Raw genomic sequence first — 24,399 nt, 5'->3', positions numbered from 1 at the left:
CGGCGGGACTGCGCCGAGAGGCGCGGCGTGCTGATACTCGGGACCGCCGACGACCAGGCGTACGAGGCACCGCACGTCGGGCTTGGGCCCTGTCCTGCCGGCATCTCGGGCGAGAGCTGCGAAACGGAAGAGCTGACCTCGCTGGTCGGGCTGGCCGCCGAGCGGATCCTGCTGGCCGGCAAGGTGGCGGCGGCGAAGTTCGGCACGGGTACGAGCAGGTCGGCGGGCTGGTGTGGCGGACTCGGATCGGCGCTTCGGGTCCGCCGATCCGAAGCGCCGGCATCCGCACTACTCGATGTCCGAGGACGCGGATGGCCCGGTCCCAGGTCGCGGTGTCCAGGTCGGCGTCCGGGATGCCCGAGGCGTCCACGCCGGCGTCGTTCATCAGAATGTCCAGCCGGTCGAACTCCGCGAGCGCCTCGTGGAACATCGCCTCCACCTGGTGCTCGACGCTGATGTCGCCCTGCACCACGACGGCCCGCCGCCCGGTCTTCTCGATCTCGGCCTTCGTGTGGTTCGCACCAGCGTGGTCGTGCAGGTAGTGCACCACCACGTCCGCGCCCTCCCGGCCGAACTCGATCGCCGTGGCCTGTCCGATGCCCGAGTCGGAGCCGGTTATCAGTGCGGTCCTGCCCGCCAGTCGTCCGGCCATCAGTACGCTCCCCTCGGCGGCTGCCGCATCGCCGCAGCCGTACCCGCTCGCGGCAGCCGTAAGCGAGCGGGACCGGCCGGGCCTACCGGGCATCCCTGCGGTGCGACGACCGTTGTCGCCACACCGATCACGCGGCTGCCCGGCGGCGGCCTCGTCACCGTCTAGGTGGCGCGACAGGTCCGCTCAACGGTTTCGTGCCGGACTCGGCCTGGCCGATGACCCAGGCGGCGTTGATCAGGCCGATGTGGGACAGCGCCTGGGGAAAGTTGCCGGTCAGGCTGCCGTCGCCTCGGTCGATCTCCTCGGACAGCAGGCCGAGGTCGTTCGCCCGGGCGGTGACACTCTCGAAGATCTGCTTGGCCGCGTCGATCTGCCCGGCCATGGCCAACGCCTGGGCCAGCCAGTACGAGCAGATGATGAAGGCGCCTTCCTCCCCCGCCCCGGTCCAGCGCTGCACGAGGTCGCCGCGTCCCAGTTCCCGTCTGATGGTGTCCACGGTGGCTACGACCCGCTCGTCGTCACCCGGAAGGAACCCGATGATCGGCATGACGAGCACCCCGGCATCGAGATGGTCGGATCCGAACGCGCCGGTGAACGCGTGACGCGAGGTGCTCCAGCCGTCGGCGAGGATCGCCTCGCGGCACTGCTCCATGGCCCGCGACCACCGTGGGACCTGCGCCTCGGCGTTCAGGGCCGGTGCGAGCTTGACGGCCCGATCCAGGGCCACCCAGCAGAGCAGCTTCGACGTCAGGTAGTGCCGCTCGCCCTCGCGTCCCTCCCAGGTGCTGGCGTCGGGCTCCCGCCACGTCGCGGCGGCCCGGTCGGCCAGCGAGCGCAGCAGGCCCACGGCGGCGGGCGAGGGGTCCGCGAGTTCGTGCCGCAGGACCCAGGTGCACTCCAGGATCTCGCCGAGCACGTCGAGTTGCTTCTGCTGCCAGGCGTTGTTGCCGACCCGCACCGGTCGGCTGCCCTGGTAGCCCTCGAGGTGCTCCAGGGTGTGTTCGGTGAGGTCCCGCTCGCCACCCACGCCGAACATGATCGGCACATGGTCCCCCTCGTCCGACGATCCGACGGAGGCGGCCATCCAGTCGAAGAAGCGGTGCGCCTCGTCGGGGCAGGCGGCGACCCACAACGCCCTGAGGGTGCTGCTGCCGTCGCGCAGCCAGCCGAACCGGTAGTCCCAGTTCGCCGCGCCGCCGACCATCTCCGGCAGCGAGGTGGTGGCCGCCGCGACCACCGCACCGGTCGGCTGGTAGGTCAACGCCTGAAGGACCAGGGCGCTGCGCCGGACCTGTTCCTGGTAGGGCCCGCGGTAGTCGTGGTGGATGTGGTCCCAGGACTGCCAGCCGGCAACGGTGTCCCGCAGTGCGGCACGCGCGTCGAGCGGCACGGTCGGCGGGTCAGCGGCCCGGCGGTGGTGCAGGGCGAACACGGCGCTGTCCCCCGCTGACAGGGTGAACCGCCCGGTCACCAGCGAACCGTCGACGGCGAGATCGCGATCAGCGGTCAGGATCAAGCGGTCGGCGGCCCCGGATATCTCGATCCCCACCGGCTTTGCGGCGACCGTGGGATTCACCAGTCCGTACTCCGGCCGGGCCGCGACCTCGACCGCCACGTCCACCGCGCCGTCGACGACCTCGACCTGCCGCAACAGGACGTGCGGGGACGTGTAGCCGATCTGGTGGCCACGTTCCCCGGCGCCGAGGCTGAGGGCGTCGGTCAACCACAGCACGCCGCTGTCGGTGTGGAACTCCGTGCGCAGCACCATCGTCCCGTCGAGATAGTGACGGGAGGTCGTGTATCGCCCGCGCGGTCGGATCGACCAGAAGCCGCCGGTGGGGCCGAGCAGACGCGCGAAGACACTCGGCGCGTCGAACCGCGGCGGACACCACCAGTCAACGGACCCGTCCGAGGAAACCAACGCCGCGCCGTGACTGTCGCCGAGAAGCGCGTAGTCACTGATCACAGCCACGCGTGGCGCTTACCCGCGGCGGCGCTCGTCAAGCCCGGGGTTTGCCCCGCCGACGGCCGGCTCGGGCCCCACCTGCCACCGGCAGGCATTGCCGTTGTCGGCCAGACGGGTATCCGTACTCCAGGGTCGGCCCGCGCCGGGATGTCTCCCCAACCACCTGGCTATAGGTTTTCTCCTACAGGGAGTAGGGTGGGGGCATGGCACGAGCGAACCTGACCTCAGCGGTCGTCATCGCGGCGGCGGCGGACCTCGCGGACCGGGAAGGGTTCGACGCGATCACCCTGTCGGCGCTGGCCCGCCGCTTCGGGGTGCAGACCGCGAGTCTCTACTCGCATGTCCGCGACCGCTCCTCGCTGCTCGACGGCGTGCACGAGCTGGCACTCGGCGAGCTCGCCGACCGGGTCGCGATAGCCATCGGCGGCCGCTCGGGCCGAGACGCGCTCATCGCTCTCGCCGACGCGCACCGTGACTACGCCCGCCAGTTCCCCGGCCGCTGGGCCGCTCTGCAACGCCCGGCCGCGCCCTCGACCGTCAACTCGGAAGCGGCCGGCCACCTGGTCGCGCTGACTCTGGCGATGCTCCGCGGCTACCAGTTTCCCGAGACCGAGCTCGTGCACGCCACCCGGCTGCTCGGCGCCACCATCAACGGTTTCCTGGCGCTCGAGGCGAGCGGCAGCTTCGGCCATCGCGAGCCCACGACCGACGTCTCGTGGCGACGCGCGCTGGATGCGCTCGACACCGTCTTCCGCTCCTGGCCGACCGATGGGAAATCCTGATGCAGATTCTTCCCGAACTCGTCCGCGGCGCCGCCGAGGTCGAGGTCACCCCGCGCGGCATCCGGCCGCACCGGCTGCCCGCCTGGGTACGCGAGCAGTTCCCGGACGGCCAGTTGCTCTCGATGGAGAGCCAGCCCTCCGGCGTACGCATCGTGTTCCGGACGACGGCGAGTGCGTTCGAACTGGTGACTCACCCGACCTGGATCGCTTACACGGGCGCCGAGCGATCACGTGGGCGCATCGACGTCTACGCCGATGGTGAGCTCGTCGTCCGCGACGTGCTCGACGGCGGCGATCGGATCGAGGTCGACCTGACCAGCGGCCGGACCGCTCTGCACGTCGGCGAGGCGCACACGACCAGGGTCTCCGATCTGCCCGCGGGCCGCCACCGGATCGAGGTCTGGCTGCCGCACAACGAGACCATCGAGCTGATCGAGCTGCGGGCCGACGCCCCGATCGAGCCGGACGATGCCAGGATGCCGCTGTGGGTGCATCACGGCAGCTCGATCAGTCACGGTTCGAACGCGCTGGCCCCCAGCGAGATCTGGCCGGCCGTCGCCGCCCGTCATGCCGGCGTCGAGCTGCGCAACCTCGGCCTGGGCGGTAGCGCGTTCGTCGATCCGTTCCTGGCCCGCGTGATCCGTGACGCTCCGGCCGACTACATCAGCGTCAAGCTCGGCATCAACGTCGTGAACCTCGACGCGATGCGGCTACGGGCCTTCGTCCCGGCCGTCCACGGCTTCCTCGACACGATCCGCGACGGCCACCCGGAGGTCCCGCTGGTGCTGATCTCACCCCTGTTCTGCGGTGTCCACGAGGACACGCCCGGCCCGGGCGCGATCGACCCCGCCTCGATCGGCACCGACCAGGTGCGTTTCGTCGCGACCGGAGCACCCGGGGACGTCGCGCTGGGGCGCCTGACGCTCCAGGTCATCCGGCGCGAGCTGCGTTCGCTGGCGGACCGCCGCGCGGCCGACAGGAACCTGCACTACCTCGACGGCACCTCCCTGTACGGCCCAGCTGATGCGGTCGAACTTCCGTTGCCCGACGGCCTGCACCCGAGCCCGGAGGCGCACCAGCGCATCGGTACCCGGTTCGCTGCGTACGCCTTCACCGGCACCGGCCTCTTCGCCCGCTGACCCCGGCCGTCGCCGGACCGGCGCTCCCACCTGGGCCCGGTCCCACAGGGCTCGCCGAGCGGGCCGAGAGGCCCGGGGCGGCGGTCCGGCGAGGCGGAGGTGGGTGACCCCACTGTGCCTACGGTGCGACGCGGCGCAGGCCGTCGAAGAGGATCGCCGTGATCTGCCGCGCCTCTTCCTGCCAGCCGTCCGTGGCCCGCATCTCGCAGATGCCGCCCATCGCGCGTAGCAGCGTGCGCCCGGTGACGTCGCCGCGGACGGTGGCCGCCGCCACTCCCGCGGCGAGCAACTGATCGAGTGATCCCGCCATCCGCGTGCGAGCGTCGTCGAAGATCGGGGAGTCCGTCAGCATGATGCTCCCCAACGCCTCGGCCATGCCTTTGCCGATAGCGGCATGGTCGACGAGGAGCAGCAGGAAGCGGCGCAGCGCCTCCTCCGGAGCGTGCTGGGCGAGGAGTTCCGCGGGGGCGGCGCAGAGTTCGTCGACGCAGCCGACCTGGACGCCGAAAGCACCTTCTGGCACCGCCTGCTCGGCGGATCGAGCACGAGAACCGAGAGCCACCACTTCCTGCGCGCCGACGGGTTCCCCGCGATCGTGATCCAGCGAGCGCCCGGACACGTCCCGCCGGCGTGGCCACAGGACGGCAGCCAACAGATGCACGTCGACATCACCACCGACGACCTCACATCAGCCGACAGCGCCGCAATCAGATCCGGCGCGCGCCGGCTACGACCCGTCGACGACGCCGATCTCGCCACGCACCAGGGCGGCCGCGTCTACGCCAGCCCCGCCGGACACCCCTTCTGCCTGCGGCCCGCCTGACACCCCTCGCCGCGGCGAATAGAGGTTTTCGCACTGCCTACTCGCCGCAACGAGTAGGCGGTACGAACCCCGCCGAACTCGGCGATTCTCATCGGGCGCAGCGCGTCAGGCGATCGGTGGTCGCGGTAGGTTGCACAATCATGGCCACCACCGCCGACGTCCGTCGCGAACTCGCCGGCCTCGCCGACCCGGAGCGCGCGAAGGGGTCGAGCCGGTTCCTGCAGATGGTCCCCGGCGGGTACGGCGAGGGCGACACCGCTATCGGGGTCTCCGTGCCCGAGCAGCGCGGGGTGGCTGCCCGGTACTGGCGTGAGCTCCCGCTGACCGAGACGGCGGAGTTGCTGACCAGCGGCGTGCACGAGGAGCGGCTGACGGCGCTGTTCATCCTGGTGCGCAAGTTCGCCAAGGGCGACGAGGTGGAGCGGGGGGAGGTCTTCCGCACCGTTCTCACCAACACCCGGCACATCAACAACTGGGACCTGGTGGACTCGTCCGCGCCGTACATCGTCGGTCCGTGGCTGATCGACAAGGACCGGAGCGTCCTGGATCGGTTGGCCGGCTCAGAACTGGTGTGGGACCGGCGCATCGCCGTCATGGCGACTTTCGCCTTCATCAAGGCCGGTGACTTCCGTTGGACCCTCCGCCTGAGTGAGAAACTCCTACGCGATCCGCACGACCTCGTCCACAAGGCGGTGGGCTGGATGCTGCGCGAGGTGGGCAACCGGGACAGAGCGGCGGAAGAGGAGTTCCTGGCCGGACGGTATCGGGCCATGCCGCGGGTCATGCTGCGCTATGCGATCGAGAAGTTCGAGCCGCAGCGGCGTAGGGACTACCTGACCGGCGTGGTTTAGCCGTTCGACTCGTGCCGAGCGGTGGCAACGCCGCTGGTCACGATTCCGAGACCGGTGCCGGCGGCCCCGATGACCTACGCCCGGCCTGCTCGTCGGGGTGATCCACATCCTTGGCAGCGGAAGGCGGAAGTTCGGCAGACTGCTGTTTAAAGACCCAGGAATGCGGGACTCAGCCGGGTCCAGCCCTGTTTGGGTGGCAGACGAGTCGAGCTGGATACGGCCGCGAAGGAGACGTCGACGGATGGACAATATGTACGCCGTGAGAGCTCACAGCAGGGGCGGCCCGGAGCAGCTCGTGTACGAACAGGCGCCACGACCCGAGCCGGGGCCCGGTGAGGTGCTGGTGGCCGTGAAGGCGGCTTCCATCACCCCCCACGAACTCACCTGGGGGGCGACCTGGACGCACAACGACGACGGGTCAGGACCGGAACGCACTCCGATCATCCCGTCGCACGAGTTCTCCGGAGTCGTCGCGGCGTGCGGTGCCGGGGTGGAGAGCCCCGCCGAAGGGGACGCCGTCTACGGGTTGATTCCCTTCACCCGGGACGGCGCGGCCGCCGAGTACGTCACCTTGCCCGCGGCCGTCGTGGCGGCCAAACCCACCACGGTCGACCACGACCAGACCGCAGCGCTGCCACTGGCCGCGCTGACCGCCTGGCAGGCGCTGGTGGACCACGCCGCCCTGCAGGCCGGCCAGCACGTGCTGGTGCAGGGCGGCGCCGGCGGGGTGGGGAACTTCGTGGTGCAGATCGCGGCCGCTCTCGGCGCTCGGGTGAGCGCCACAGCCTCGGCTGCCGACCTGGAATTCGTCAAGGGCCTCGGCGCCGAGCAGGTCGTCGACTATGCGCATGACCGCTTCGAGGATCACGTCCGGGATGTGGATGTCGTCGTCGACCTTGTCGGCGGGTCGACGCTGTCGCGATCCTGGTCGGTCCTGAAGCCGGGCGGCATCCTGGTCGGCATCGCCGCGCCTCCCGACCAGCAGGAAGCAGCCCAGCACGGCGCCCGCGGGGTGTTCTTCGTCGTCGAGCCCGAGCAGAAGGCGTTGCGTTCCATCGCCGAACTCGTCGATGGCGGCCGGTTGAGGCCGGTGGTGGACCGCGTGCTGCCCCTCGCCGAGACCCGCGCAGGTTACGAGGCACTCGAGACGGCCAAGCGTCGCGGCAAGATCGTCATTCACGTCGCCGACTAGGACGGCGCTCGCGGCCACCGCCGGGACGGGTTCTGCCAGGTCGGGTACCCGGCCGCCGCCGCAGGAACAGCTACACCCGGCCAAGCCCGGATTCGCCACCCGCGCAGCTTCGCGGGCCACTGCCTCCGCTCGGGTGCGGCGGCCCTGCCGCTCAGCTGGGGGCTGAACGGCAGGGCCAAGGGGGTTCGAGGCACTCCCCGAACGAGCGCCGCGCCAGGTTCGTGGCCCTACGCGATGCGGTACCGCTCGCGGGCCCGCTGCACGGTCTCGGTCTTGATCTCGCCGCGCCGGGCCAGGGCGGCGAGGGCCGAGACCACGATCGACTGCGGGTCGACTCCGAAGTGGCGGCGGACGGCCTCGCGGGTGTCGGAGAGGCCGAAGCCGTCCGTGCCGATCGAGTGCCAGTCCTGTGGCACCCACTGGCTGATCTGGTCCGGGACCGCGCGCATCCAGTCGCTGACGGCGAGTACCGGGCCCGGAGCACCGTCCAGCACCCGAGTGACGTACGAGATCCGTTCCTCGCCCTTGAGCTGCGCCGCGTCACAGTCCAGGGCGTCGCGGCGCAGCTCACTCCAGGAGGTGGCGGACCATACGTCGGCCGCCACGCCCCAGTCGCCGGCGAGGAGCCGTTGGGCCTCCAGGGCCCAATGAACGGCTGTGCCGGAGGCGAGCAGTTGCAGGCGCGGCGCGTCGGCCGGCAGGTCCTGCGCGTTGGCTTCCCGGAACCGGTAGAGGCCCTTGAGGATGCCCTCCTCGACGGCCGGGCGCGACGGCATGGGCGGCTGGATGTTCGGCTCGTTGTAGACGGTGAGGTAGTAGAAGACGTTCTCCGCGTCCGGCCCGTACATCCGGCGCAGGCCGTCGCGGACGATCACCGCGATCTCGTACGCGAAGGCGGGATCGTAGGCGATGGCCGCGGGGTTGGTGGAGGCGATCAGGTGGGAATGGCCGTCCGCGTGCTGCAGACCCTCACCGGTCATGGTCGTGCGGCCGGCGGTCGCGCCGATGAGGAACCCGCGGCCGAGTTGGTCGGCGAGCGCCCAGATCTGGTCGGCCGTCCGTTGCCAACCGAACATGGCGTAGAAGATGTAGAAGGGGATCATCGGCTCGCCGTGCGTGGCGTAGGACGTTGCGGCGGCGGTGAAGTCACCGGATCCGTTGGCCAACGCTTCGAAGGGCTTGGCGGGCGGCTCGGGCAGCACCACCGGGTGGACCTTGCGGGCCGGGGCGGGCCCGCCCAGCGCGGCCCGGCGCTCGTACAGGTACCGGACCTCTGGCGAGTCGGCCCCGGGGTGGGCGTACGGCATCAGGTCACCGTCCAGCCTGCTGTCGGGGATGGGAAGTTCGAGGAGGTCACGCAGCGCGCGGAACTCCGCGCCGGTCAGCTTTTTCATCTGGTGGTTGGCGTTGCGCGAGTGGAACCCCGGCCCGAGCGTGTGACCCTTGATCGTTTGAGCGAGGATCACGGTTGGCGCACCGCGGTGCTCGACCGCGGCCCGGTAGGCGGCGTACACCTTGCGCGGTTCGTGGCCCGCCCGCGAGGTGTGGAAGCACTCGTCGATCTTCGCGTCGGTCAGCGCCTTCGCCATCTCTGCGAGGGCGGGGTCGGTGCCGAAAAAGTGGTCGCGGATGTAGCTGACGTCCCGGGCCGCGTAGGTCTGGAACTGCCCGTCGGGAACTTCGCGGAGCCGGCGGACGAGCGCGCCCGTGGTGTCGAGGGTGAACAGGTCGTCCCAGGCTGAACCCCAGAGCGACTTGATGACGTTCCAGCCCGCAGCCCGGAACTGGGCCTCCAACTCCTGAACGATCTTGAGGTTGGAGCGCACCGGTCCGTCGAGCCGCTGGAGATTGCAGTTGATGACGAAGGTCAGGTTGTCCAGGCCCTCACGGCCGGCGAGGGCGAGCGCGGCGGCCGACTCAGGCTCGTCCATCTCGCCGTCGCCGAGGAACGCCCACACCCGTGAGGCGGAGGTGTCCTTGATGCCACGGTGCTGCAGGTAGCGGTTGAACCGGGCCTGGTAGATCGCCGAGAGGGGGGCCAGGCCCATCGACACGGTCGGGAACTCCCAGAGCCACGGCAGCCGGCGCGGATGCGGGTACGAGGGGAGGCCGTCGCCGCCCGCCTCCTGCCGGAACCGGTCGAGGTGACCCTCGCTGAGCCGCCCGTCCAGGAACGCGCGGGCGTAGATGCCCGGGGAGGCGTGGCCTTGGATGTAGAGCTGGTCGCCGGAGCCGTCGGCCTCCTTGCCGCGGAAGAAGTGCTGGAAGCCCGTTTCGTAGAGCCAGGCGGCGGAGGCGAAGGTGGAGATGTGGCCGCCCAGGCCGTAGCGGCTGCCGCGACTCACCATCGCGGCGGCGTTCCAGCGGTTCCAGGCGATGATGCGCCCCTCCATCTCCTCGTCGCCGGGAAACTCCGGCTCGGCGGCGGTCGGGATGGTGTTGATGTAGTCGGTCTCCAGCAACGTCGGCAGCTCGAGGCCGGAGCGCTCGGCGTGTTCGAGCGTCCGGCGCAGGAGGTACGTGGCTCGGTGCGTCCCGGCCGCCGCGGTGACGGCGTCGAGTGAGGCGGCCCACTCGGCGGTCTCCTCGGGGTCGCGGTCCGGGATCTGGTCGAGCGCGCTCGGCTGCTTTCGCCCGATCTTGTCAGTCATGGTGAGCGCCTTCCGACGGTTCCGACCTCTCGTCGCCCAGGCGGGAGGTCGACACTGTGAGACAGGGTCCTGCCGGCGGGACGGCTCGGGCCGAGCCGCACTGCCGGTCCGCCAGCTAGGACCGACTCGTTCACCGATTTGTGACAGCCGAGCGGGCGCAGCCCGTGTGACGTAAGCGTCGACGTCCGCGTACAGCCGCGCCCGTGTCACAGCGTCGGCCGGGTCGTCCGTCCCGAGCAGGAAGGTGTCGACGCGCGCATTGAGGGGGTCGAGCGGTCCTCGTACCCGAGCGAGGCGGCGATCCCGGCGCTCGGGGCGGCCAACGCGGGGTAGCCGGCCTCGGCGAAGACCCGGGCGCTGGCCGCGTCCCACGGTCCGGGCCGAACGAGCGGGTCGCCACATGCGCGGGTTCGGTGCAGGGCGCGGAAGGTACCGGCGGTCACCCTCGCCACGCCCCGAGGGTGTGCTAAGCGTCGGAGCGCAGAATTCGCTCCGTGCCGTCGTTGATCGTCATGCCGGCAGCGCTACGTCGCCGGTGGCACTGCGATACGGTCCACCTCCGTGACAGATTCCTGGTCCAGTTCCGCCGTCCCACCGTCGGTCTCCGGCGCCGACCTGCATCTGGAGCTGACCGGCCCCGGGCTGCGCGCCGGGCTCATCGACGCCCTGCGGGAGGCCATCCGCACCGGACGTCTGGTGCCCGGCACCCGGCTGCCGTCGTCCCGCTCACTCGCGGCCGATCTCGGCATCGCCCGCAACACCGTCGCCGACACCTACGCCGAACTCGTCGCCGAGGGCTGGCTCACGGCCCGACAGGGCTCCGGAACGCGAGTGGCCAAGCGGGCCGAACCACGCGGCGCGGCGCCCCCCATCGCTCGCGCCCGGCCCGCCCAGCGCCGTCCTACATACGGCCTGCTGCCGGGTACGCCGACCCTCGCAGAGTTTCCCCGCACGGAGTGGCTCAAAGCGGCTCGCCGGGCGCTGACGACGGCCCCGAACGATGCCTTCGGCTACGGCGACGCCCACGGCCGGGTGGAGCTGCGTACCGCCCTGGCGGACTATCTGGCGCGGGCTCGCGGGGTGTACGCCACGCCGGATCGGATCGTGATCTGTGCCGGTTTCCACCACGGTCTGACGCTGATGGCGCAGGTGCTTCGGGCGCGGCGGGTCCCCGCGCTGGCTGTCGAGTCGTACGGCCTCGATGTCTATCGCGACCTGCTGACCAGCGCCGGCCTGCGGATCCCACCCCTCTACGTGGACGAGCACGGCGCGCGCACCGACGATTTGGCGGGATTGAGTGGGGTCCGCGCGGCGCTGTTGACCCCGGCGCACCAGTACCCGACGGGGGTCGCGTTGACCCCGCAGCGACGCACGGCGGCGGTGGACTGGGCCCGCGCCACCGGCGGGCTGATCCTGGAGGACGACTACGACGGGGAGTTCAGATACGACCGCCAGCCGGTGGGCGCGCTGCAGGGCCTGGACCCGGAGCGGGTGGTGTACTTCGGCACGGCGAGCAAGTCGCTGGCGCCCGCGCTGCGGCTCGGGTGGATGGTGCTGCCGAAGGAGCTGGTCCCGGAGATCGTGGCCACCAAGGGGGAGATCGACTACATGTCGAGCGCGGTGGAGCAGCTGACGCTCGCCGAGTTCATCGCCTCCGGCGCGTACGACCGTCAGGTGCGCTCGATGCGCGTGCGCTACCGGCGTCGCCGGGATGAGCTGGTCGCGGCGCTGGCCCAGCGGGCGCCCGGCGTCCGCGTGACCGGGATGGCGGCCGGCCTGCAGGCGGTCCTCGAACTCCCGCCGGGCACCGAGGCTTCGGTAGTCCAGGCGGCGGCCCATCGGGGCCTGGCGGTGGCCCCGATGGCCGACTTCCGTCACGAACTGGCCGACCCGGACTGGCGGTCGGCCGAGCCGGACGGGCTGGTGGTCAACTACGCGGCCCCCTCGGACAGCGCGTGGGCGGGCGCACTGGACGCGCTCTGCAGCGTCATGCCGTAGGCCCTACGGTCAGAGCGTCGCCCCGTGTCGCCGGGCTCGCGCTGGAGACGGCCGCCGTCGGCCGAGGCCGGGACTTCGATGCGGAGCGGGTCGTGATCGTGCCGATCGGCGGGGCGCATGCGATCGGCCACTTCCTGACCAGGTTGGCCCCGCTGGGCCCCGAGTCAGACGGGCCGGTCTCTGCGACGTGCGTGAGGAGCTGGTGTTCCGGCGCGGGCTGGAGGCCACCCAGGTCGGCTCGCCCCGTACGCGCGGCGACATGGAGCGCCTCGGGTTCTACGTCTGCGTCAAGGACCTGGAGGACGAGCTGATCGACGCCCTGGGTACCGAGGAGATCGAGGCGGCCGTCGCCCGGGATCGCCCGCCGCGGCCGCTCGACGCGTTGCTCAGTGCCGTCTGACCCGGGCAAGGAACCCGCCGCCGAGCTGCTCATCGGCCCTCTACCGCCCGCGCGCTCGGCCGGTCGGCGCTGGGCGGCGGAGCACGTCCGACCCCGGTGAGTCGCGGCGGTGAACGGGTCGCGATCGACCGCCCCCACCAGGCCGCACACGTCTCGGAGATAGTCGGATCGACGCCAAATTGGCCCATGGACTCGCCATGGAACTGGACCAGATCGTGGTGCCGCCTGGCGCGTAGCTTTGCGGCCGTGACCACGAAGCAGGCACCCATAGCCAGACAACACTCGCAAGGAAGATAGTCCGGATGAAACCGGTCGGATTTCCGATGCGGCCGGGTGGCGCACGTGGCTCGACCTAGGAAACCACGATTGTTTGGGAGAGATGATGCGGATTTTCCTCGCCGGCGCGTCCGGTGTTATCGGGCGGCGGCTGATCCCCCGGCTGGTTCAGGCGGGGCACGTGGTCGGTGGCATGACACGGTCGTCCGACAAAACGGAGCTGCTGGCGCGGCTCGGCGCCGAGCCGATCCTGTGTGACGTCTTCGACCGGGACGCCCTGATCAAGGCGGTTCGCGAATTCGAACCGGACGTCATCCTGAACGAGCTCACCGATCTGCCCGATGAGGTGGAGAAGATCGGCGACCATACGGAGCTGAACGCACGCATCCGGACCGAGGGCAACCAGAACCTGATCGAGGCGGCACGCCAGAGCGGATCGCCGAAGATCCTGGCCCAGACCGTCGCCTGGCAGTTGCCGGACGGACCCGATGCCCGGGCCGTCGCCGAGCTGGAGCGCGCCGTTCTCGCCGAGGGTGGTGTGGTGCTGAGCTACGGGCAGTTCTACGGGCCCGGCACCTACAACGAACAGCAGATCCCCGCCGAGCCCCGAGTACAGATCGACCGGGCTGCCGAGCGAACGGTGGAGCTGCTGGATGCGCCGTCGGGCGTGGTCGTCATCACCGACTAACGATCACCATCCGGCCGCCGGCCGCGCACCGAACTCGACCATGGACCAGTTCCCGGCCGACGACGGTCCGACCCGGCCGCGGATTCCCTTCCCACGTTCACCAACTCTTCCGGCTCGCGCATCGCCACGCGCGGCCGTTCCAGGGAGCTGTCATGTCCTCGATTCCGGGAACCATCGACGCGCCCGTAACCCACCGGCGGCGTACTCTCCCCGCCGGACTGGCGTTGCCGGGCGCGGCGCTCGCGTTCACCAGCCTGTATCTCGGGGCGGGTGTGCTGACGCCCCTGCTGGTGCTCTACCGCCAGCATTGGAACTTCGCGCCGTCACTGCTCACGCTGGCGTTCGCGGTCTACGCGATCGGCTTCCTCGCCGCCGTCCTGACGCTGGGGTCGCTGTCCGACCATGTCGGACGGCGTCCGGTGCTGATCGGCGCGTTGGTGATCCAGCTCGCGTCGAACGTCCTGTTCCTCGTCGCCCCCGATGTGGGCTGGGTGATCGTCGGGCGCATTGTGCAAGGTGTCGCCAGCGGCGCGGCGACGGCCGCCTTCACCGCGGCGCTCGTCGAACTCGCCCCGTCGAACAGGAAGAGACTGGGCACGATCCTCGGCAGCGTCAGCCTGACCGGCGGCCTGGGTGCCGGCTCGCTGCTGGCCGGTCTCGCCATCCAGTTCACGTCCACGGCGAACACCGTCGTCTTCGTCGTACTCATTGCCCTCACGGTTCTCGGGGCGGTCGTCATCGCCCTGTCTCCGGAGACGATGCCCCGCACCTCGGGCGCGCTCCGCTCGATGGTTCCGCGCGTCGCGATCCCGCCCGCCGCCCGGACGGAGTTCGCCGCCGCAGCGCCGGTGGTCGCCGCGGTCTGGATGCTCGCAGGTCTCTCCGGCGGGCTGGCCCCGAGCATGGTCCGCAGCGTTTTCCACCTGGACAGCGGCGTACTCAATGGTGTGGCCGGGTTCATCGCGCCGGCGGTGGCGGCCGTCGTCGGGCTGACCTTCGCCCGCATCGACCCGCGGCGGGCGATGACCATCGGGATCTACGCGTCCCTCATCGGGGCCCTCGGCATCATCGGTGGCGTGTTCGCCGGAAGCCTGGCCGTGATGATCATCGGGCAGGCCGTCGCCGGTGTCGGCTTCGGCGCTTCCTTCACCGCTGCGCTACGCCTCGTCTTCCCGCTCGCGGCGGCGCACCAGCGCGCGGGAGTCGTCGGCGGGATCTACGTCGTCTCCTACGTCGCCTTCGGGCTGCCCATCGTCGTCGAGGGGCAGCTCACCGGCCCACTCGGTGAGGTGCCGGCGGTCGTCTGCTACACCGCGCTGACAGTCCTTCTCACGCTCATCAGCCTCGCCGCTCAGACCCGCATCAGCCGGCGGACGGGCGGCTGACGAACACACGTAGACAGTGGACGACGGGTCCCGGTAGCGACCGGGCACAGACCTCGCCGATGCCGGCGCACGGCTCGTCCCCTGCGACCTTACTGCCACGATCCGGAGAGGCTCGCGGCCTTCTGATGCGAGGTCCTGGACTTCACGGTGATCGACCGGAGCGAGAGCAAGGTCGAGAACGGTTCCCGGGTGCCGACCGTCGAGGAGGTCAGGCCCGCCCGATGCCCGTCCTGCACGCGGTGGCCCGGCCGGACTGAAACGGGTTGGTGTCTGGATCGACGTGATCATCACCGGTCTGACGGTCGGCAGCAGCCCCAAGCCACTGCACGGTCCGATCCGTCGAGTTCGAAATGGACTGCCCGTCGCATGATCGACAAAAGCCTCACGCCGGCCTGGCGATTTACCGCCGTACACCCGGCAAGACGATCATCGGGCTCGCGGACGAGGGGCCTACGGCACCCTGAACGTGGACATCGTGGTGGAGCCTCGCCGGGGCCTCGTCGGACGGTCGGCAAGCCGACGGGGCCCGACGTCGGCGTCAGCGGTAGGTGGTGTAGCCGGCGTCGACCACGACCGACTGCCCGGTGATGTAGCGCCCCGCGTCGGAGACGAGGTGCAGGACCGTGTTGGTGACGTCCGCCGGCTCCAGCATTCCGCCGGGAACCGGTAGCGGGTTCACCACGATCTTCGCGATCTCAGGGTGGTCCTGGAAGTGCCGGCCCATCGCCTCGTTGACGACCATCGGCGTGTTGACGCCGGTGGCGTGTACGACGTTGACCCGGATGCTGTCGGCCGCGACCGCGTTCGCGAGGGTGTGCATGACACCTACCACTCCGTGCTTGGCGGCGGCGTATCCGATCTCTCCGGGGGACGGTTCGGTGAGGATGCCGCCGACGACGCCGATCGTCGAACCGTGGAGGGCCCCGGTGCTGCTCCTGGCCGCCCGGCTCGTCCAGGCCTTCTCCACCGGCGGTGAGTACGGCTCGGCGATGACCTTCGTCACCGAGCACTCCCCCGACCGCCGGCGCGGCTTCGTGGCCAGCTGGCTCGAGTTCGGCACGCTGACCGGTTTCGTACTCGGCGCATCGCTGGTGACCCTGCTGACCACGGTGCTGTCCAGCGCCGACCTCGGCTCCTGGGGCTGGCGTATCCCGTTCCTCGTCGCCGGCCCGCTCGGGCTCATCGGCCTACCACATCGGGCGCCGACCCGTCATGATGACCGGCTGCGTCCTGCTCGTCGTCCTCTCCGTGCCGGCTTTCCTGATCATCCAGCAGCGCACGCTGGTCGCCGTGTTCCTGGGCACGCTGCTCATCGGCCTCATATACCTCTGCTTCGACAACACCGAGCCGGGCACCCCACCGACGCTGTTCCCCACCCGGGTACGGGCCGGAGCGTTGTCCATCACGTACAACATCTCCACCTCATTGTTCGGCGGCACGACGCCGCTGATCGCCGCGGCGCTGGTCGACACCACGCACAGCCTCATCGCCCCTGCTTTCCTGCTGCTGGCCGCCGGGCTGATCGGGGACGTCGCGGTGTACTCCGCGCCGGAAACCGCCCGCCGGCGCATGCCGGACACCCGCCGGTGGCCGCGAGCGAGCAGGAGGCAGCCGCGATCCGGCAGGCCTCGGCCGCGTCCTGACCGATCCCGCGATACGGCCCGGCCGCATGTCAACACCTTCGGTCATCCGGTGATTGAATCCGCACCCGACTTCACCGGGAGCAGCCCCCGCAGGACCAGTTCCGTCAGGCAGTCGGTCAGCTGCTCCCACTCGGCGGCGGACGGCTGTGGTGCGCGACCGAGACGGCGGGCGATCTCGCTCTGGGTCAGGGCCAGCGCGGGGCCGCTGAGCGCGGTGAACAGGACGTCGATCGGGATTCTCGGCATCCGCCCCGACTCCATCAGACGCTCGGCGATCGGCTCGACCCGCTCCAGCAGGGAAGCCGTGTACTTGCTGTAGATATAGTCCACGCGCTCTGAGTTGAGCACGCACTCCGCAGCCAGGATCCGGTTCATCTGAGGCACGTTCGCGGCGACGGAGTAGAACGTCCTGACGACCATCTCGAGTTTCTCGGCGTCGTCCGCATCGACCTCGAAGGCGACGGCGAGTGGTGCCCGCAGGTCTTCCAAGGCATAGTCGACCACCGCTTGCCAGAAGTTGTGCTTGGAACCGAAGCGATCGTTGATGAAGTTGTGGTTGACGCCGAGGCGCTTGGCGAACTCGCGCACCGACCCACCCGCGTATCCCAGGTCCGAGAAGAAGTCCAGCCCGTGCCTGAGCACCTCGGAGTCAGTGAGATCGACTTGCGGTGCCCGTGTCCGGACAGGTCGCCGCTGCTTGCGTTTCGGCTGACTCTCGACCACCCCGGCCCCGCCATTCTTCGCCGGGCGGGCCGCCCCACCCCAGCCATTTGCCGACAATCGTCGATCGGGGGTCCGGGTCTCGGAGTTTCCCACCAATCCAAGGTTGACCAGCATACGGGAGCCGAGCCACTCGTGACGTGCTCCGCCCGACGAGCCGCGCCGATCCTGCGATTCGACAGCCGCCAGCGCATTCCAGCTCTCGGTGATGATCACCACGCGCTCCCGACTCTCCTCTTACGGAAGGGTAGGGTCTGCTGAGGTCGTCGGGGCTGACCAGCCGGTCCCCCTGACGACCATGCCGTGTCTGGGCGGTGCGGCCCAGGATCTGGTACGGCCGCCGCTGATCGTTCTCAAGTCGTCCACCCCGGTCCCCGGGGTGGCTGCCGTGTGCCCGACCGGGCACGCCCGAGTGGAAATGGCTCAATGTCCCCTGCGTTGTCCGCGGTCGCCCGGCCGCGCCTGTCCCGCCCGTCCTGGCTGTCGCCGAAGGTGTTCCGCACCGAGGTCCTCGCCGGGCTGGTCGTCGCTCTCGCCCTGATCCCCGAGGCGATCTCCTTCTCGATCCTCGCCGGGGTCGACCCCCGCGTCGGCCTGTTCGCCTCGTTCACGATGGCGGTCACCATCGCGATCTGCGGTGGCCGACCGGCGATGATCTCCGCGGCCACCGGCGCGGTCGCCCTCGTCGTCGCGCCGCTGGCCAAGGAGTACGGCCTGGACTACCTCGTTGCGGCGGTGATCCTCGGCGGCGCGATCCAGATCCTCCTCGCCGTGCTCGGCGTGGCGAAGCTGATGCGGTTCATCCCCCGCAGCGTCATGGTGGGCTTCGTCAACGCCCTCGCGATCCTGATCCTCACCGCGCAGATCCCGCACCTGATCGGTGTGCCCTGGCTGGTGTACCCACTCGTCGCGGTCGCGCTGGCGATCATCGTGGGGCTGCCTCGACTCACCCGCGCCGTCCCCGCACCACTGGTCGCGATCATCGTGCTGACCGTCGTCACGGCGGTCGCCGGCGTGGCCGTACCGTCCGTCGGAGACGAGGGTGCCCTGCCGGACAGCCTGCCCACTCTCGCCGTACCGCACGTGCCCTGGACCCTCGACACCCTCACCCTGATCGCCCCCTACGCCCTCGGGATCGCGCTGGTCGGGCTGATGGAGTCGCTGATGACCGCCAAACTCGTCGACGACATCACCGACACCCACTCCAACAAGACCCGTGAGTCCTGGGGACAGGGCGTGGCCAACATCGTCACCGGGTTCTTCGGCGGGATGGGCGGCTGCGCGATGATCGGACAAACGATGATCAACGTGAAGGCCTCCGGCGCCCGTACCCGGTTGTCGACCTTCCTGGCCGGCGTGTTCCTCCTGGTCTTGGTCGTCGCGCTCGGTGACGTGGTGGCGGCCATCCCGATGGCGGCCCTGGTCGCCGTGATGATCATTGTTTCGGTGTCGACCTTCGACTGGCACTCCATCGCGCCCAGGACCCTGAAGAGGATGCCGGTCGGCGAGACCGTCGTCATGCTGGCCACCGTGGCGGTCACGCTGGCCACCCGCAACCTTGCCGTCGGGGTACTCGTCGGCGTGCTCACCGCCACGGTGGTCTTCGCACGCCACGTCGCCCGTGTGGTCGAGGTGACCAGCGTTCTCGACCCGGAGGGCAGCAGCCGGATCTACTCCGTGCACGGTGAGCTCTTCTTCGCCTCCAGCAACGACCTCGTCGGCCAGTTCGACTACGCCGACGACCCCGACAACGTCGTGATCGACATGGCCCAGGCCCACGTCTGGGACGCCTCCTCCGTGGCCGCGCTGGACGCGATCACCACGAAGTACGCCGCCCGTGGCAAGACCGTCGAGATCACCGGACTGAACAAGCCCAGTGCCCGCATCCACAACACCTTGGCGGGGCAATTCGGAGTCGACCACTGATGGCCGGCGGCGGGGCCGGGCCGGAGCACGGGCCCGGCTCGGCGCCCGGCCGGCTCGTGCAGATCGGGGAAGCCGCCGAGCGGGTGGGGCTGAGCATCCGGACCATTCGCCACTACGAGGAAGCCGGCCTCATCGTCCCCTCCGCGCGTAGCGAGGGCGGCTTCCGGCTCTACGACGAAGCCGACCTCGACCGTCTCACCGTGGTCAAGCGCATGAAACCTCTCGGCTTCACTCTCGAAGAGATGCGGGATCTTCTCACCGTCCTCGACGCCCTCGCCACCGCCGGCGGCGCCGATCGCGGCGAGCTGCTCGACCGGCTCGGCATGTTTCATGACACCGCGGCCACCCGAGTCACCGCCCTGCGGCGCCAACTCGCCATGGCCGAGGAGTTCGCGGGTACGCTCCGCGCCAAACTCGACCATCACAGAGGCTGAGCAACCGGCACCGTTGCCGATCGGCCGCGTGCCCCGTCAACGCCGGACTGCTCGTACTCCGCGATCTCCGGCAACGCGGCCGACGGGCATCGCCGAGATCGGCCGCCTTGCCGGTGTGCAGGGCAGGACTGCCCTGGATCGCGGCCGCGGTCATCGCACTCGGCTTCTACCGGCCATGGTCGCCGCCCCGGAGACCCGGTGGATCCGGCCCCGGATTTCGCTACCGGGCACCACCCCGGGGCTGATGGCTGCGCTCGTAGTGCCGCCGAGCCTTCATCCGGTTGCCGCAGACCGCCATCGAGCACCAGCGGGCGCTGTTGGACTTGCTGTGGTCGACGAGGAACCGCCGGCACTCCGGATTGGCACAGGGGCGCAGCCGGCCGGGGCTCGACACCCGTAGCGCATCCCAGGCGAGCACCGCCCGTGCGGCCGCCGACCGCCCGCGAGGCAGGTCGAGCGTCCAGGCGATCCCGTCCTGAACGACTGACGGCCGGTACCGCACCCCGTCGACGAACCGTGCGACGGAGCTCGGGGTCTCGTCGCCTCGGACGAGGCCCTGCAGCGCTTGGCGCGCGTCGAGCAGCGCGCGCCACTCGTCCTCCGTGGGCGGCTGCCCGTGCGCGGTGAGCCACTCCCGGCCGGCGTCGGCGTCGGCGAGGTCGTCGCGCGGTACCCCGTCCACCACGGGGGTGGTGTTCAGCAGATCGAGCAGCAGGGTCTCGTCCGCCTCAGTAGTGTTCGGCACGCACACCATCCTAACCGTCAAAGGACACTTGACAGGTTACAACGATCCGTGCTTGTGTCTAACCACTGATGCGCTCTTTGGGGGTTAGAAATGTTGCCTGTTCACCACCGCTACGCCACCGTCCGGGGCCAGCGGCTGTTCTACCGGGAGGCCGGCCCGGCCGACGGGCCGACCATCGTGCTTCTGCACGGCTTCCCGACCAGCTCCTTCATGTTCCGCAACCTGATCCCCGCACTGGCCGACCGGTACCGCGTGATCGCCCCGGACCATCTGGGGTTCGGTCTCTCCGCCGCACCGCCGGCCGACGAGTTCGACTACACCTTCGACGCCCTGGCCGACCTCACCGCCGGCCTGCTCGACCAGCTCGAGGTGCGGCGCTACGCGATGTACGTCCAGGACTACGGCGCCCCGATCGGCTGGCGCCTCGCGCTGGCTGCCCCCGACTCGATCACCGCGATCATCAGCCAGAACGGCAACGGCTACGACGCCGGGTTCATCCCCGACTTCTGGCAGACCGTGTGGAACTACCACCACGCGCAGACCCCCGAGACCGAGGCGGCGATTCGAAGCGCGCTGACGCTCGAGACGACCAGATGGCAATACCTCACCGGCGTACCGGACGAGACGCTGGTCAGTCCGGACACCTGGCAGCACGACTTCGCGCTGCTGTCCCGACCCGGCAACGACGCGATTCAACTCGCGCTCTTCCGCGACTACGCCACCAATCCGCCCCTCTACCCGGCGCTGCACGAGTACCTGCGCCGGAACCACCCGCCGGTACTCGCGGTCTGGGGCCGGAACGACCCGATCTTCGGCCCGGACGGCGCACGCGCCTTCGCCTCCGACGTCCCGGCCGCCGAGATCCGTCTGCTCGACGGCGGCCACTTCCTGCTGGAGAGCGCCGGCGCCGAGGTCGCCGAACTGATCCGTGACTTCATGGCCCGCGTGACGATCCGACACTGAGGGCTCCGGCCCCGCGCCGGGCGCGGTCACCACTCGGACACCCAGAGCCGACCCGACACGACGGACCGCTTCATAACGTTTTGTCCGCTTTCTCGTTCCACCTGGGGACGGGTGGCTGTTGCCACATGCCGTCAACTGACTCGAACGGGGGAAGCGGTGGGTTCTGTCCTGAGAAGATTCACCACGGCGTCGGTGGCGACGCTGGTCGGCGCGGTGGCCAGTGTGGGCGTGGGAGCGCCGGCACTGGCCCAGCCCGGCAGCGCCGACGCCAGGGGCGTGGTCGTCGACCTGTCAGCGGAAGTCCTTGGTCTGGCGGTGGTCGACGCCGACGCGGTCATCGGGTCGGCGACGGCGCCGCCCGGCGGCGGTACGGACACCTCGACACTGCTCACCATCTCCCTGCCCGGCGCGCTGGGGGTGAGCGCGAGCGGCACGGTCGAGGAGGTGACCGCCACGCGTTCGCCCGGGGTCTCGTCCGCGCTGTCCCGCGTCAGCGACCTCGGCCTGAACGTGCTCGGCATCGACGTGGTAAACACGGCAGAGGCGACGGCGAGCGTGTCGTGCCCGTTCGACGGCGCGCAGAACGCCGACACGACGCTGGTTGGTCTCGAGTTGTTCGGCCAGGCGGTGACGCTGGTGGCGAACGGCCCCAGTGTGGACGCCAGCGCGGCGGTAACGGTGCCCGGACTCCTCGGGGCGACTCTCAACGCGTCGTTGACGCGCGTCGAGACCACCACCGCCGCGGGTGCGGCGGCGGCTGCCGTGCGGGCTTCCCTCACCCTGAGCGGCTCGGTTCTCGGGCAGCCGGTGGTCATTCCGGTCGGCACGGTCATCGTGGCGGAGGCGACGTGTGAGCGTCCGGACGCGCCCCAGCCGCCCACCGCCGCGTCGATCAGTCCCAATGAGGGTCCGCAGTCCGGCGGGCAAACCGTGACGATCACCGGCACCGGCTTCGTACCCGGCGACACCACAGTCACCTTCGACGGAACACCCGCCACCAACGTGGTCGTCGCCGCCGGCGGCACCTCACTGACCGCAGTCACACCCGCAGGCGCAGTCGGCCCCGCATCAGTCGTGGTGACCACCCCCGGAGGATCCGCACCACCGCTGAACTACACCTACCTCGCTGACGGCACCGACGCCGTCATCACCGACCTGACACCCACCACCGGACCGACCTCCGGCGGCACCACCGTCACCATCACCGGCACCGGCCTCACCGGAGCCACCGGCGTCACCTTCGACGGCGTACCCGGCACCAACTTCACCCTCAACCCGGACGGCACCACCGCAACCGTCGTCACCCCACCCAACACCGCCGGACCAGCCACCGTCGAGCTGGTCTTCCCCGCCGGAGAAACCACCGCACCCACATTCACCTACATCGCACCCACAATCACCTCCGTCGTCCCCAACCAGGGACCCAGCACCGGCGGCACGACAGTGACCATCACCGGCACCGGCCTCACCGGAGCCACCGAGGTCGACTTCGGTGACACACCCGGGACGAACCTCGTGGTCGACCCGAGCGGCACCTCACTGACCGTCGTCACCCCACCCGGCACACCCGGAACCGTCGACGTGACCGTTCTCATCCCCGGCGCCGACGCCACCGCACCCGACAGCTTCACCTATGTCACCGCCCCGCCCACCGCCGGGACCATCAGCCCCGATGAGGGTCCGCAGTCCGGCGGGCAGACAGTGACGATCACCGGCACCGGCTTCGTACCCGGCGACACCACAGTCACCTTCGACGGAACACCCGCCACCAACGTGGTCGTCGCCGCCGGCGGCACCTCACTGACCGCAGTCACACCCGCAGGCGCAGTCGGCCCCGCATCAGTCGTGGTGACCACCCCCGGAGGATCCGCACCACCGCTGAACTACACCTACCTCGCCGCCGCGCCCACGGCCGGGTCTATCAGCCCGGGTCAGGGCCCGACCACCGGCGGCACCACGGTGACGGTGGGCGGAACCGGTTTCGTCCCCGGGCAGACCACCGTGACGATCTGCGGGCGGACCATTGCGGCGGATGAGGTGAACGTGGCTGCGGACGGACGTTCGTTGACGTTCCGCACGCCGGCCTGCCGGGCAGGTGACACGGCAGTAGTCGTGACCACCACGGGCGGCTCGTCGAACCCGGTGAACTTCCGGTACGTCGGACAGATCCTGCCGGTGACCGGTAACGCGATCGGGACGCCGCTCACCGCCGGCGCGATGCTGGTGATCATCGGTGGCTTCCTGATGCTGCTGCACCGTCGTCGAAGCATGGCGTAACACCCTGGTCAGTTCGACGAAACGGAGCTGTCTGGGCCGGACCGCGAGGCACGCCCGGACAGCTCCGTTTCTGCACCGCCGGTTTCGCTTCCCCGCGATCAGCGGAGGCGAACGATGCCAGCGGGATCCTTGGCCGATGAGGAAGCGGCGGTGTCGGGGCCCCACCGCGGGACGACGACGTGCGACCCGTCAGCGAACAAGGCGAGCGTTGAGCCGGGCGGCCTGGCGCGTCAGGTGGTCGCGCTCCGCGAGGTTGGGGGTCTTGCGGGCCGCCTCGGCGTACAGCGGTGCCGCCGCCGCCAGGTCACCGTCGCGCTCGTGGAGGTACGCCGTCACCGCGGCGTGGCGGGGCAGTGCGACGTCCAGCTTCGCGAGCGCTGCCAGCCCGGCACCCGGTCCGTCGGCCTCACCGACGGCACGCCACCGCCTCCGCAGCCTTTTCGGTGGCCGCCCTGTACTACGCCGCGTCGGCGATGCTCGATGCCCGCCGCGCCGAGCGCCAGCACGCCGCCGACCGCGTCCGCGCGGCAGGCCGCCGTGCGCGCCGCCATGGCGGACATGGTCGCCGAGTTCGGCGCCGACACCGTCCGCGACTTCCTGGCCGCCGACCTGGACGAGCAGCGCCGCCACGTCATGGCCATCCTGCTCGACGGCGCCCCGCTGCCGCGCTAATGCTGCGGCAAGTGCGCCGACCGCGCCGGCCGCCGGCACGGTAGCCGCACCGGCACCGCCTCGACCGGCTCGGCGTGCCCCGGCACGCTGCGAGGCTTCCGGTGACCGCCCCGGCCGGTCGCGAGTGCCCCGGCTGCGCCCGGTCGGTCCCGCTGGCAGCGTTCGGCCGCGACAAGCGCACGGCGGACGGCTGGCACCGTTCGCGCCGTGCCTGCC

Annotated in this window: 22 protein-coding genes and 3 pseudogenes; 15 read left to right on the top strand and 10 right to left on the bottom strand. The window is 70.3% G+C overall.

All coding sequences use genetic code 11. From position 1 onward, the window contains the following. Positions 1-307: 307 nt before the first annotated feature. Positions 308-652 (bottom strand): annotated as a pseudogene (locus tag ABZS42_RS21665) (SDR family NAD(P)-dependent oxidoreductase); the annotation flags it as partial. Between the two features lie 154 nt (positions 653-806). After that, positions 807-2,624: a glycoside hydrolase family 15 protein gene (locus ABZS42_RS21660; RefSeq protein WP_355147929.1), complete on the bottom strand. Its 1,818-nt coding sequence runs from the start codon at positions 2,622-2,624 to the stop codon at positions 807-809. A 197-nt stretch (positions 2,625-2,821) separates the two neighbouring features. Here ABZS42_RS21660 and ABZS42_RS21655 point away from each other — a divergent pair, with 197 nt between their 5' ends. Then, the gene (locus tag ABZS42_RS21655; protein WP_355147927.1) at positions 2,822-3,400 is read left to right on the top strand and encodes a WHG domain-containing protein; all 579 of its coding nucleotides are present in this window, start codon (positions 2,822-2,824) and stop codon (positions 3,398-3,400) included. Continuing rightward, positions 3,400-4,539, top strand: a complete 1,140-nt coding sequence (locus ABZS42_RS21650) for a GDSL-type esterase/lipase family protein (RefSeq protein ID WP_355147925.1) — start codon at positions 3,400-3,402, stop codon at positions 4,537-4,539. Before ABZS42_RS21655 ends, ABZS42_RS21650 begins: the two co-directional genes overlap by 1 nt. Positions 4,540-4,657: 118 nt before the next feature. On the opposite strand, the gene ABZS42_RS21645 is transcribed toward ABZS42_RS21650, so the two are convergent. Further along, the gene (locus ABZS42_RS21645) at positions 4,658-4,927 is read right to left on the bottom strand and encodes a hypothetical protein (protein WP_355148010.1); all 270 of its coding nucleotides are present in this window, start codon (positions 4,925-4,927) and stop codon (positions 4,658-4,660) included. A 6-nt stretch (positions 4,928-4,933) separates the two neighbouring features. Here ABZS42_RS21645 and ABZS42_RS21640 point away from each other — a divergent pair, with 6 nt between their 5' ends. From ABZS42_RS21640 to ABZS42_RS21630, 3 genes are all read left to right on the top strand, one after another. Then, positions 4,934-5,362 (top strand): VOC family protein, encoded by a 429-nt coding sequence (locus tag ABZS42_RS21640; RefSeq protein ID WP_355147924.1) that lies wholly within the window; start codon positions 4,934-4,936, stop codon positions 5,360-5,362. Positions 5,363-5,502: 140 nt separating this feature from the next. After that, positions 5,503-6,213 carry a DNA alkylation repair protein gene (locus ABZS42_RS21635; protein WP_355147922.1) on the top strand — a complete coding sequence of 237 codons (711 nt, stop codon included), beginning with the start codon at positions 5,503-5,505 and terminating at the stop codon, positions 6,211-6,213. Between the two features lie 160 nt (positions 6,214-6,373). After that, positions 6,374-7,405 (top strand): NADP-dependent oxidoreductase, encoded by a 1,032-nt coding sequence (locus ABZS42_RS21630; RefSeq protein ID WP_355147920.1) that lies wholly within the window; start codon positions 6,374-6,376, stop codon positions 7,403-7,405. Positions 7,406-7,632: 227 nt separating this feature from the next. On the opposite strand, the gene ABZS42_RS21625 is transcribed toward ABZS42_RS21630, so the two are convergent. Then, positions 7,633-10,056 (bottom strand): pyruvate dehydrogenase (acetyl-transferring), homodimeric type, encoded by a 2,424-nt coding sequence (locus tag ABZS42_RS21625; protein WP_355147918.1) that lies wholly within the window; start codon positions 10,054-10,056, stop codon positions 7,633-7,635. A 206-nt stretch (positions 10,057-10,262) separates the two neighbouring features. Then, entirely contained in the window at positions 10,263-10,508 is a 246-nt protein-coding gene (locus ABZS42_RS21620; protein ID WP_355147916.1) for an isocitrate lyase/phosphoenolpyruvate mutase family protein, read from the bottom strand. Between the two features lie 109 nt (positions 10,509-10,617). Between ABZS42_RS21620 and ABZS42_RS21615 the strand changes: the two genes are divergently transcribed. From ABZS42_RS21615 to ABZS42_RS21600, 4 genes are all read left to right on the top strand, one after another. Continuing rightward, positions 10,618-12,054, top strand: coding sequence for a PLP-dependent aminotransferase family protein (locus tag ABZS42_RS21615; protein WP_355147914.1), 1,437 nt, complete (start codon positions 10,618-10,620; stop codon positions 12,052-12,054). A 187-nt stretch (positions 12,055-12,241) separates the two neighbouring features. After that, on the top strand, positions 12,242-12,454 hold the full coding sequence (locus ABZS42_RS21610) for a hypothetical protein (RefSeq protein ID WP_355147912.1): 213 nt from the start codon (positions 12,242-12,244) through the stop codon (positions 12,452-12,454). Positions 12,455-12,836: 382 nt separating this feature from the next. After that, positions 12,837-13,418: an NAD-dependent epimerase/dehydratase family protein gene (locus tag ABZS42_RS21605; protein WP_355147910.1), complete on the top strand. Its 582-nt coding sequence runs from the start codon at positions 12,837-12,839 to the stop codon at positions 13,416-13,418. 152 nt (positions 13,419-13,570) lie between these two features. Continuing rightward, positions 13,571-14,803, top strand: coding sequence for an MFS transporter (locus tag ABZS42_RS21600; RefSeq protein ID WP_355147908.1), 1,233 nt, complete (start codon positions 13,571-13,573; stop codon positions 14,801-14,803). A gap of 538 nt (positions 14,804-15,341) precedes the next feature. Here the strand turns inward: ABZS42_RS21600 and ABZS42_RS21595 are convergent. Further along, positions 15,342-15,806, bottom strand: a complete 465-nt coding sequence (locus tag ABZS42_RS21595) for an SDR family oxidoreductase (protein WP_355147906.1) — start codon at positions 15,804-15,806, stop codon at positions 15,342-15,344. Between ABZS42_RS21595 and ABZS42_RS21590 the strand changes: the two are divergent. Then, positions 15,688-15,936, top strand: a pseudogene (locus ABZS42_RS21590) (MFS transporter); the annotation flags it as partial. The gene ABZS42_RS21595 and the pseudogene ABZS42_RS21590 overlap by 119 nt on opposite strands. Positions 15,937-15,990: 54 nt before the next feature. On the opposite strand, the gene ABZS42_RS21585 reads toward ABZS42_RS21590, so the two are convergent. Both ABZS42_RS21585 and ABZS42_RS21580 read right to left on the bottom strand, forming a co-directional pair. After that, positions 15,991-16,290, bottom strand: a complete 300-nt coding sequence (locus ABZS42_RS21585) for a hypothetical protein (RefSeq protein WP_355148016.1) — start codon at positions 16,288-16,290, stop codon at positions 15,991-15,993. Positions 16,291-16,488: 198 nt separating this feature from the next. Beyond that, positions 16,489-17,382 carry a TetR/AcrR family transcriptional regulator gene (locus ABZS42_RS21580; RefSeq protein WP_355147904.1) on the bottom strand — a complete coding sequence of 298 codons (894 nt, stop codon included), beginning with the start codon at positions 17,380-17,382 and terminating at the stop codon, positions 16,489-16,491. A gap of 210 nt (positions 17,383-17,592) precedes the next feature. Here ABZS42_RS21580 and ABZS42_RS21575 point away from each other — a divergent pair, with 210 nt between their 5' ends. Next, entirely contained in the window at positions 17,593-19,092 is a 1,500-nt protein-coding gene (locus ABZS42_RS21575) for a SulP family inorganic anion transporter (RefSeq protein ID WP_355147902.1), read from the top strand. Next, positions 19,092-19,526 carry a MerR family transcriptional regulator gene (locus ABZS42_RS21570; protein WP_355147900.1) on the top strand — a complete coding sequence of 145 codons (435 nt, stop codon included), beginning with the start codon at positions 19,092-19,094 and terminating at the stop codon, positions 19,524-19,526. Before ABZS42_RS21575 ends, ABZS42_RS21570 begins: the two co-directional genes overlap by 1 nt. 220 nt (positions 19,527-19,746) lie before the next feature. Here ABZS42_RS21570 and ABZS42_RS21565 read toward each other — a convergent pair whose 3' ends face one another. Next, a complete protein-coding gene (locus ABZS42_RS21565; RefSeq protein WP_355147898.1) occupies positions 19,747-20,271 on the bottom strand; it encodes a CGNR zinc finger domain-containing protein in 525 nt (174 codons plus the stop codon). 90 nt (positions 20,272-20,361) lie between these two features. Between ABZS42_RS21565 and ABZS42_RS21560 the strand changes: the two genes are divergently transcribed. Together ABZS42_RS21560 and ABZS42_RS21555 are read left to right on the top strand one after the other, a co-directional pair. Further along, positions 20,362-21,234, top strand: a complete 873-nt coding sequence (locus ABZS42_RS21560) for an alpha/beta fold hydrolase (protein WP_355147896.1) — start codon at positions 20,362-20,364, stop codon at positions 21,232-21,234. A 156-nt stretch (positions 21,235-21,390) separates the two neighbouring features. After that, positions 21,391-23,511, top strand: coding sequence for an IPT/TIG domain-containing protein (locus ABZS42_RS21555; RefSeq protein ID WP_355147894.1), 2,121 nt, complete (start codon positions 21,391-21,393; stop codon positions 23,509-23,511). 189 nt (positions 23,512-23,700) lie between these two features. Here the strand turns inward: ABZS42_RS21555 and ABZS42_RS21550 are convergent. Then, positions 23,701-23,928, bottom strand: a pseudogene (locus tag ABZS42_RS21550) (RNA polymerase subunit sigma-24); the annotation flags it as partial. Between the two features lie 63 nt (positions 23,929-23,991). Between ABZS42_RS21550 and ABZS42_RS21545 the strand changes: the two are divergent. After that, entirely contained in the window at positions 23,992-24,183 is a 192-nt protein-coding gene (locus tag ABZS42_RS21545) for a hypothetical protein (RefSeq protein WP_355148014.1), read from the top strand. Positions 24,184-24,399: the final 216 nt, after the last annotated feature.

This window comes from Micromonospora sp. NPDC005367, assembly GCF_040606825.1.
Taxonomy (GTDB): domain Bacteria; phylum Actinomycetota; class Actinomycetes; order Mycobacteriales; family Micromonosporaceae; genus Micromonospora.
This window is presented reverse-complemented; position numbering and strand designations above follow the sequence as displayed.

Excerpts from the sequence above, each read along its gene's own strand:
- ABZS42_RS21640 (WP_355147924.1), top strand. The coding sequence starts at position 4,934 with ATGGTCGACGAGGAGCAGCAGGAAGCGGCGCAGCGCCTCCTCCGGAGC.
- ABZS42_RS21605 (WP_355147910.1), top strand. The coding sequence starts at position 12,837 with ATGCGGATTTTCCTCGCCGGCGCGTCCGGTGTTATCGGGCGGCGGCTG.
- ABZS42_RS21630 (WP_355147920.1), top strand. The coding sequence starts at position 6,374 with ATGCGGGACTCAGCCGGGTCCAGCCCTGTTTGGGTGGCAGACGAGTCG.
- ABZS42_RS21560 (WP_355147896.1), top strand. The coding sequence starts at position 20,362 with ATGTTGCCTGTTCACCACCGCTACGCCACCGTCCGGGGCCAGCGGCTG.
- ABZS42_RS21655 (WP_355147927.1), top strand. The coding sequence starts at position 2,822 with ATGGCACGAGCGAACCTGACCTCAGCGGTCGTCATCGCGGCGGCGGCG.
- ABZS42_RS21635 (WP_355147922.1), top strand. The coding sequence starts at position 5,503 with ATGGCCACCACCGCCGACGTCCGTCGCGAACTCGCCGGCCTCGCCGAC.
- ABZS42_RS21625 (WP_355147918.1), bottom strand. The coding sequence starts at position 10,056 with ATGACTGACAAGATCGGGCGAAAGCAGCCGAGCGCGCTCGACCAGATC.
- ABZS42_RS21600 (WP_355147908.1), top strand. The coding sequence starts at position 13,571 with ATGTCCTCGATTCCGGGAACCATCGACGCGCCCGTAACCCACCGGCGG.
- ABZS42_RS21650 (WP_355147925.1), top strand. The coding sequence starts at position 3,400 with ATGCAGATTCTTCCCGAACTCGTCCGCGGCGCCGCCGAGGTCGAGGTC.
- ABZS42_RS21545 (WP_355148014.1), top strand. The coding sequence starts at position 23,992 with ATGCCCGCCGCGCCGAGCGCCAGCACGCCGCCGACCGCGTCCGCGCGG.
- ABZS42_RS21585 (WP_355148016.1), bottom strand. The coding sequence starts at position 16,290 with ATGAGGCTGTGCGTGGTGTCGACCAGCGCCGCGGCGATCAGCGGCGTC.
- ABZS42_RS21570 (WP_355147900.1), top strand. The coding sequence starts at position 19,092 with ATGGCCGGCGGCGGGGCCGGGCCGGAGCACGGGCCCGGCTCGGCGCCC.
- ABZS42_RS21575 (WP_355147902.1), top strand. The coding sequence starts at position 17,593 with ATGTCCCCTGCGTTGTCCGCGGTCGCCCGGCCGCGCCTGTCCCGCCCG.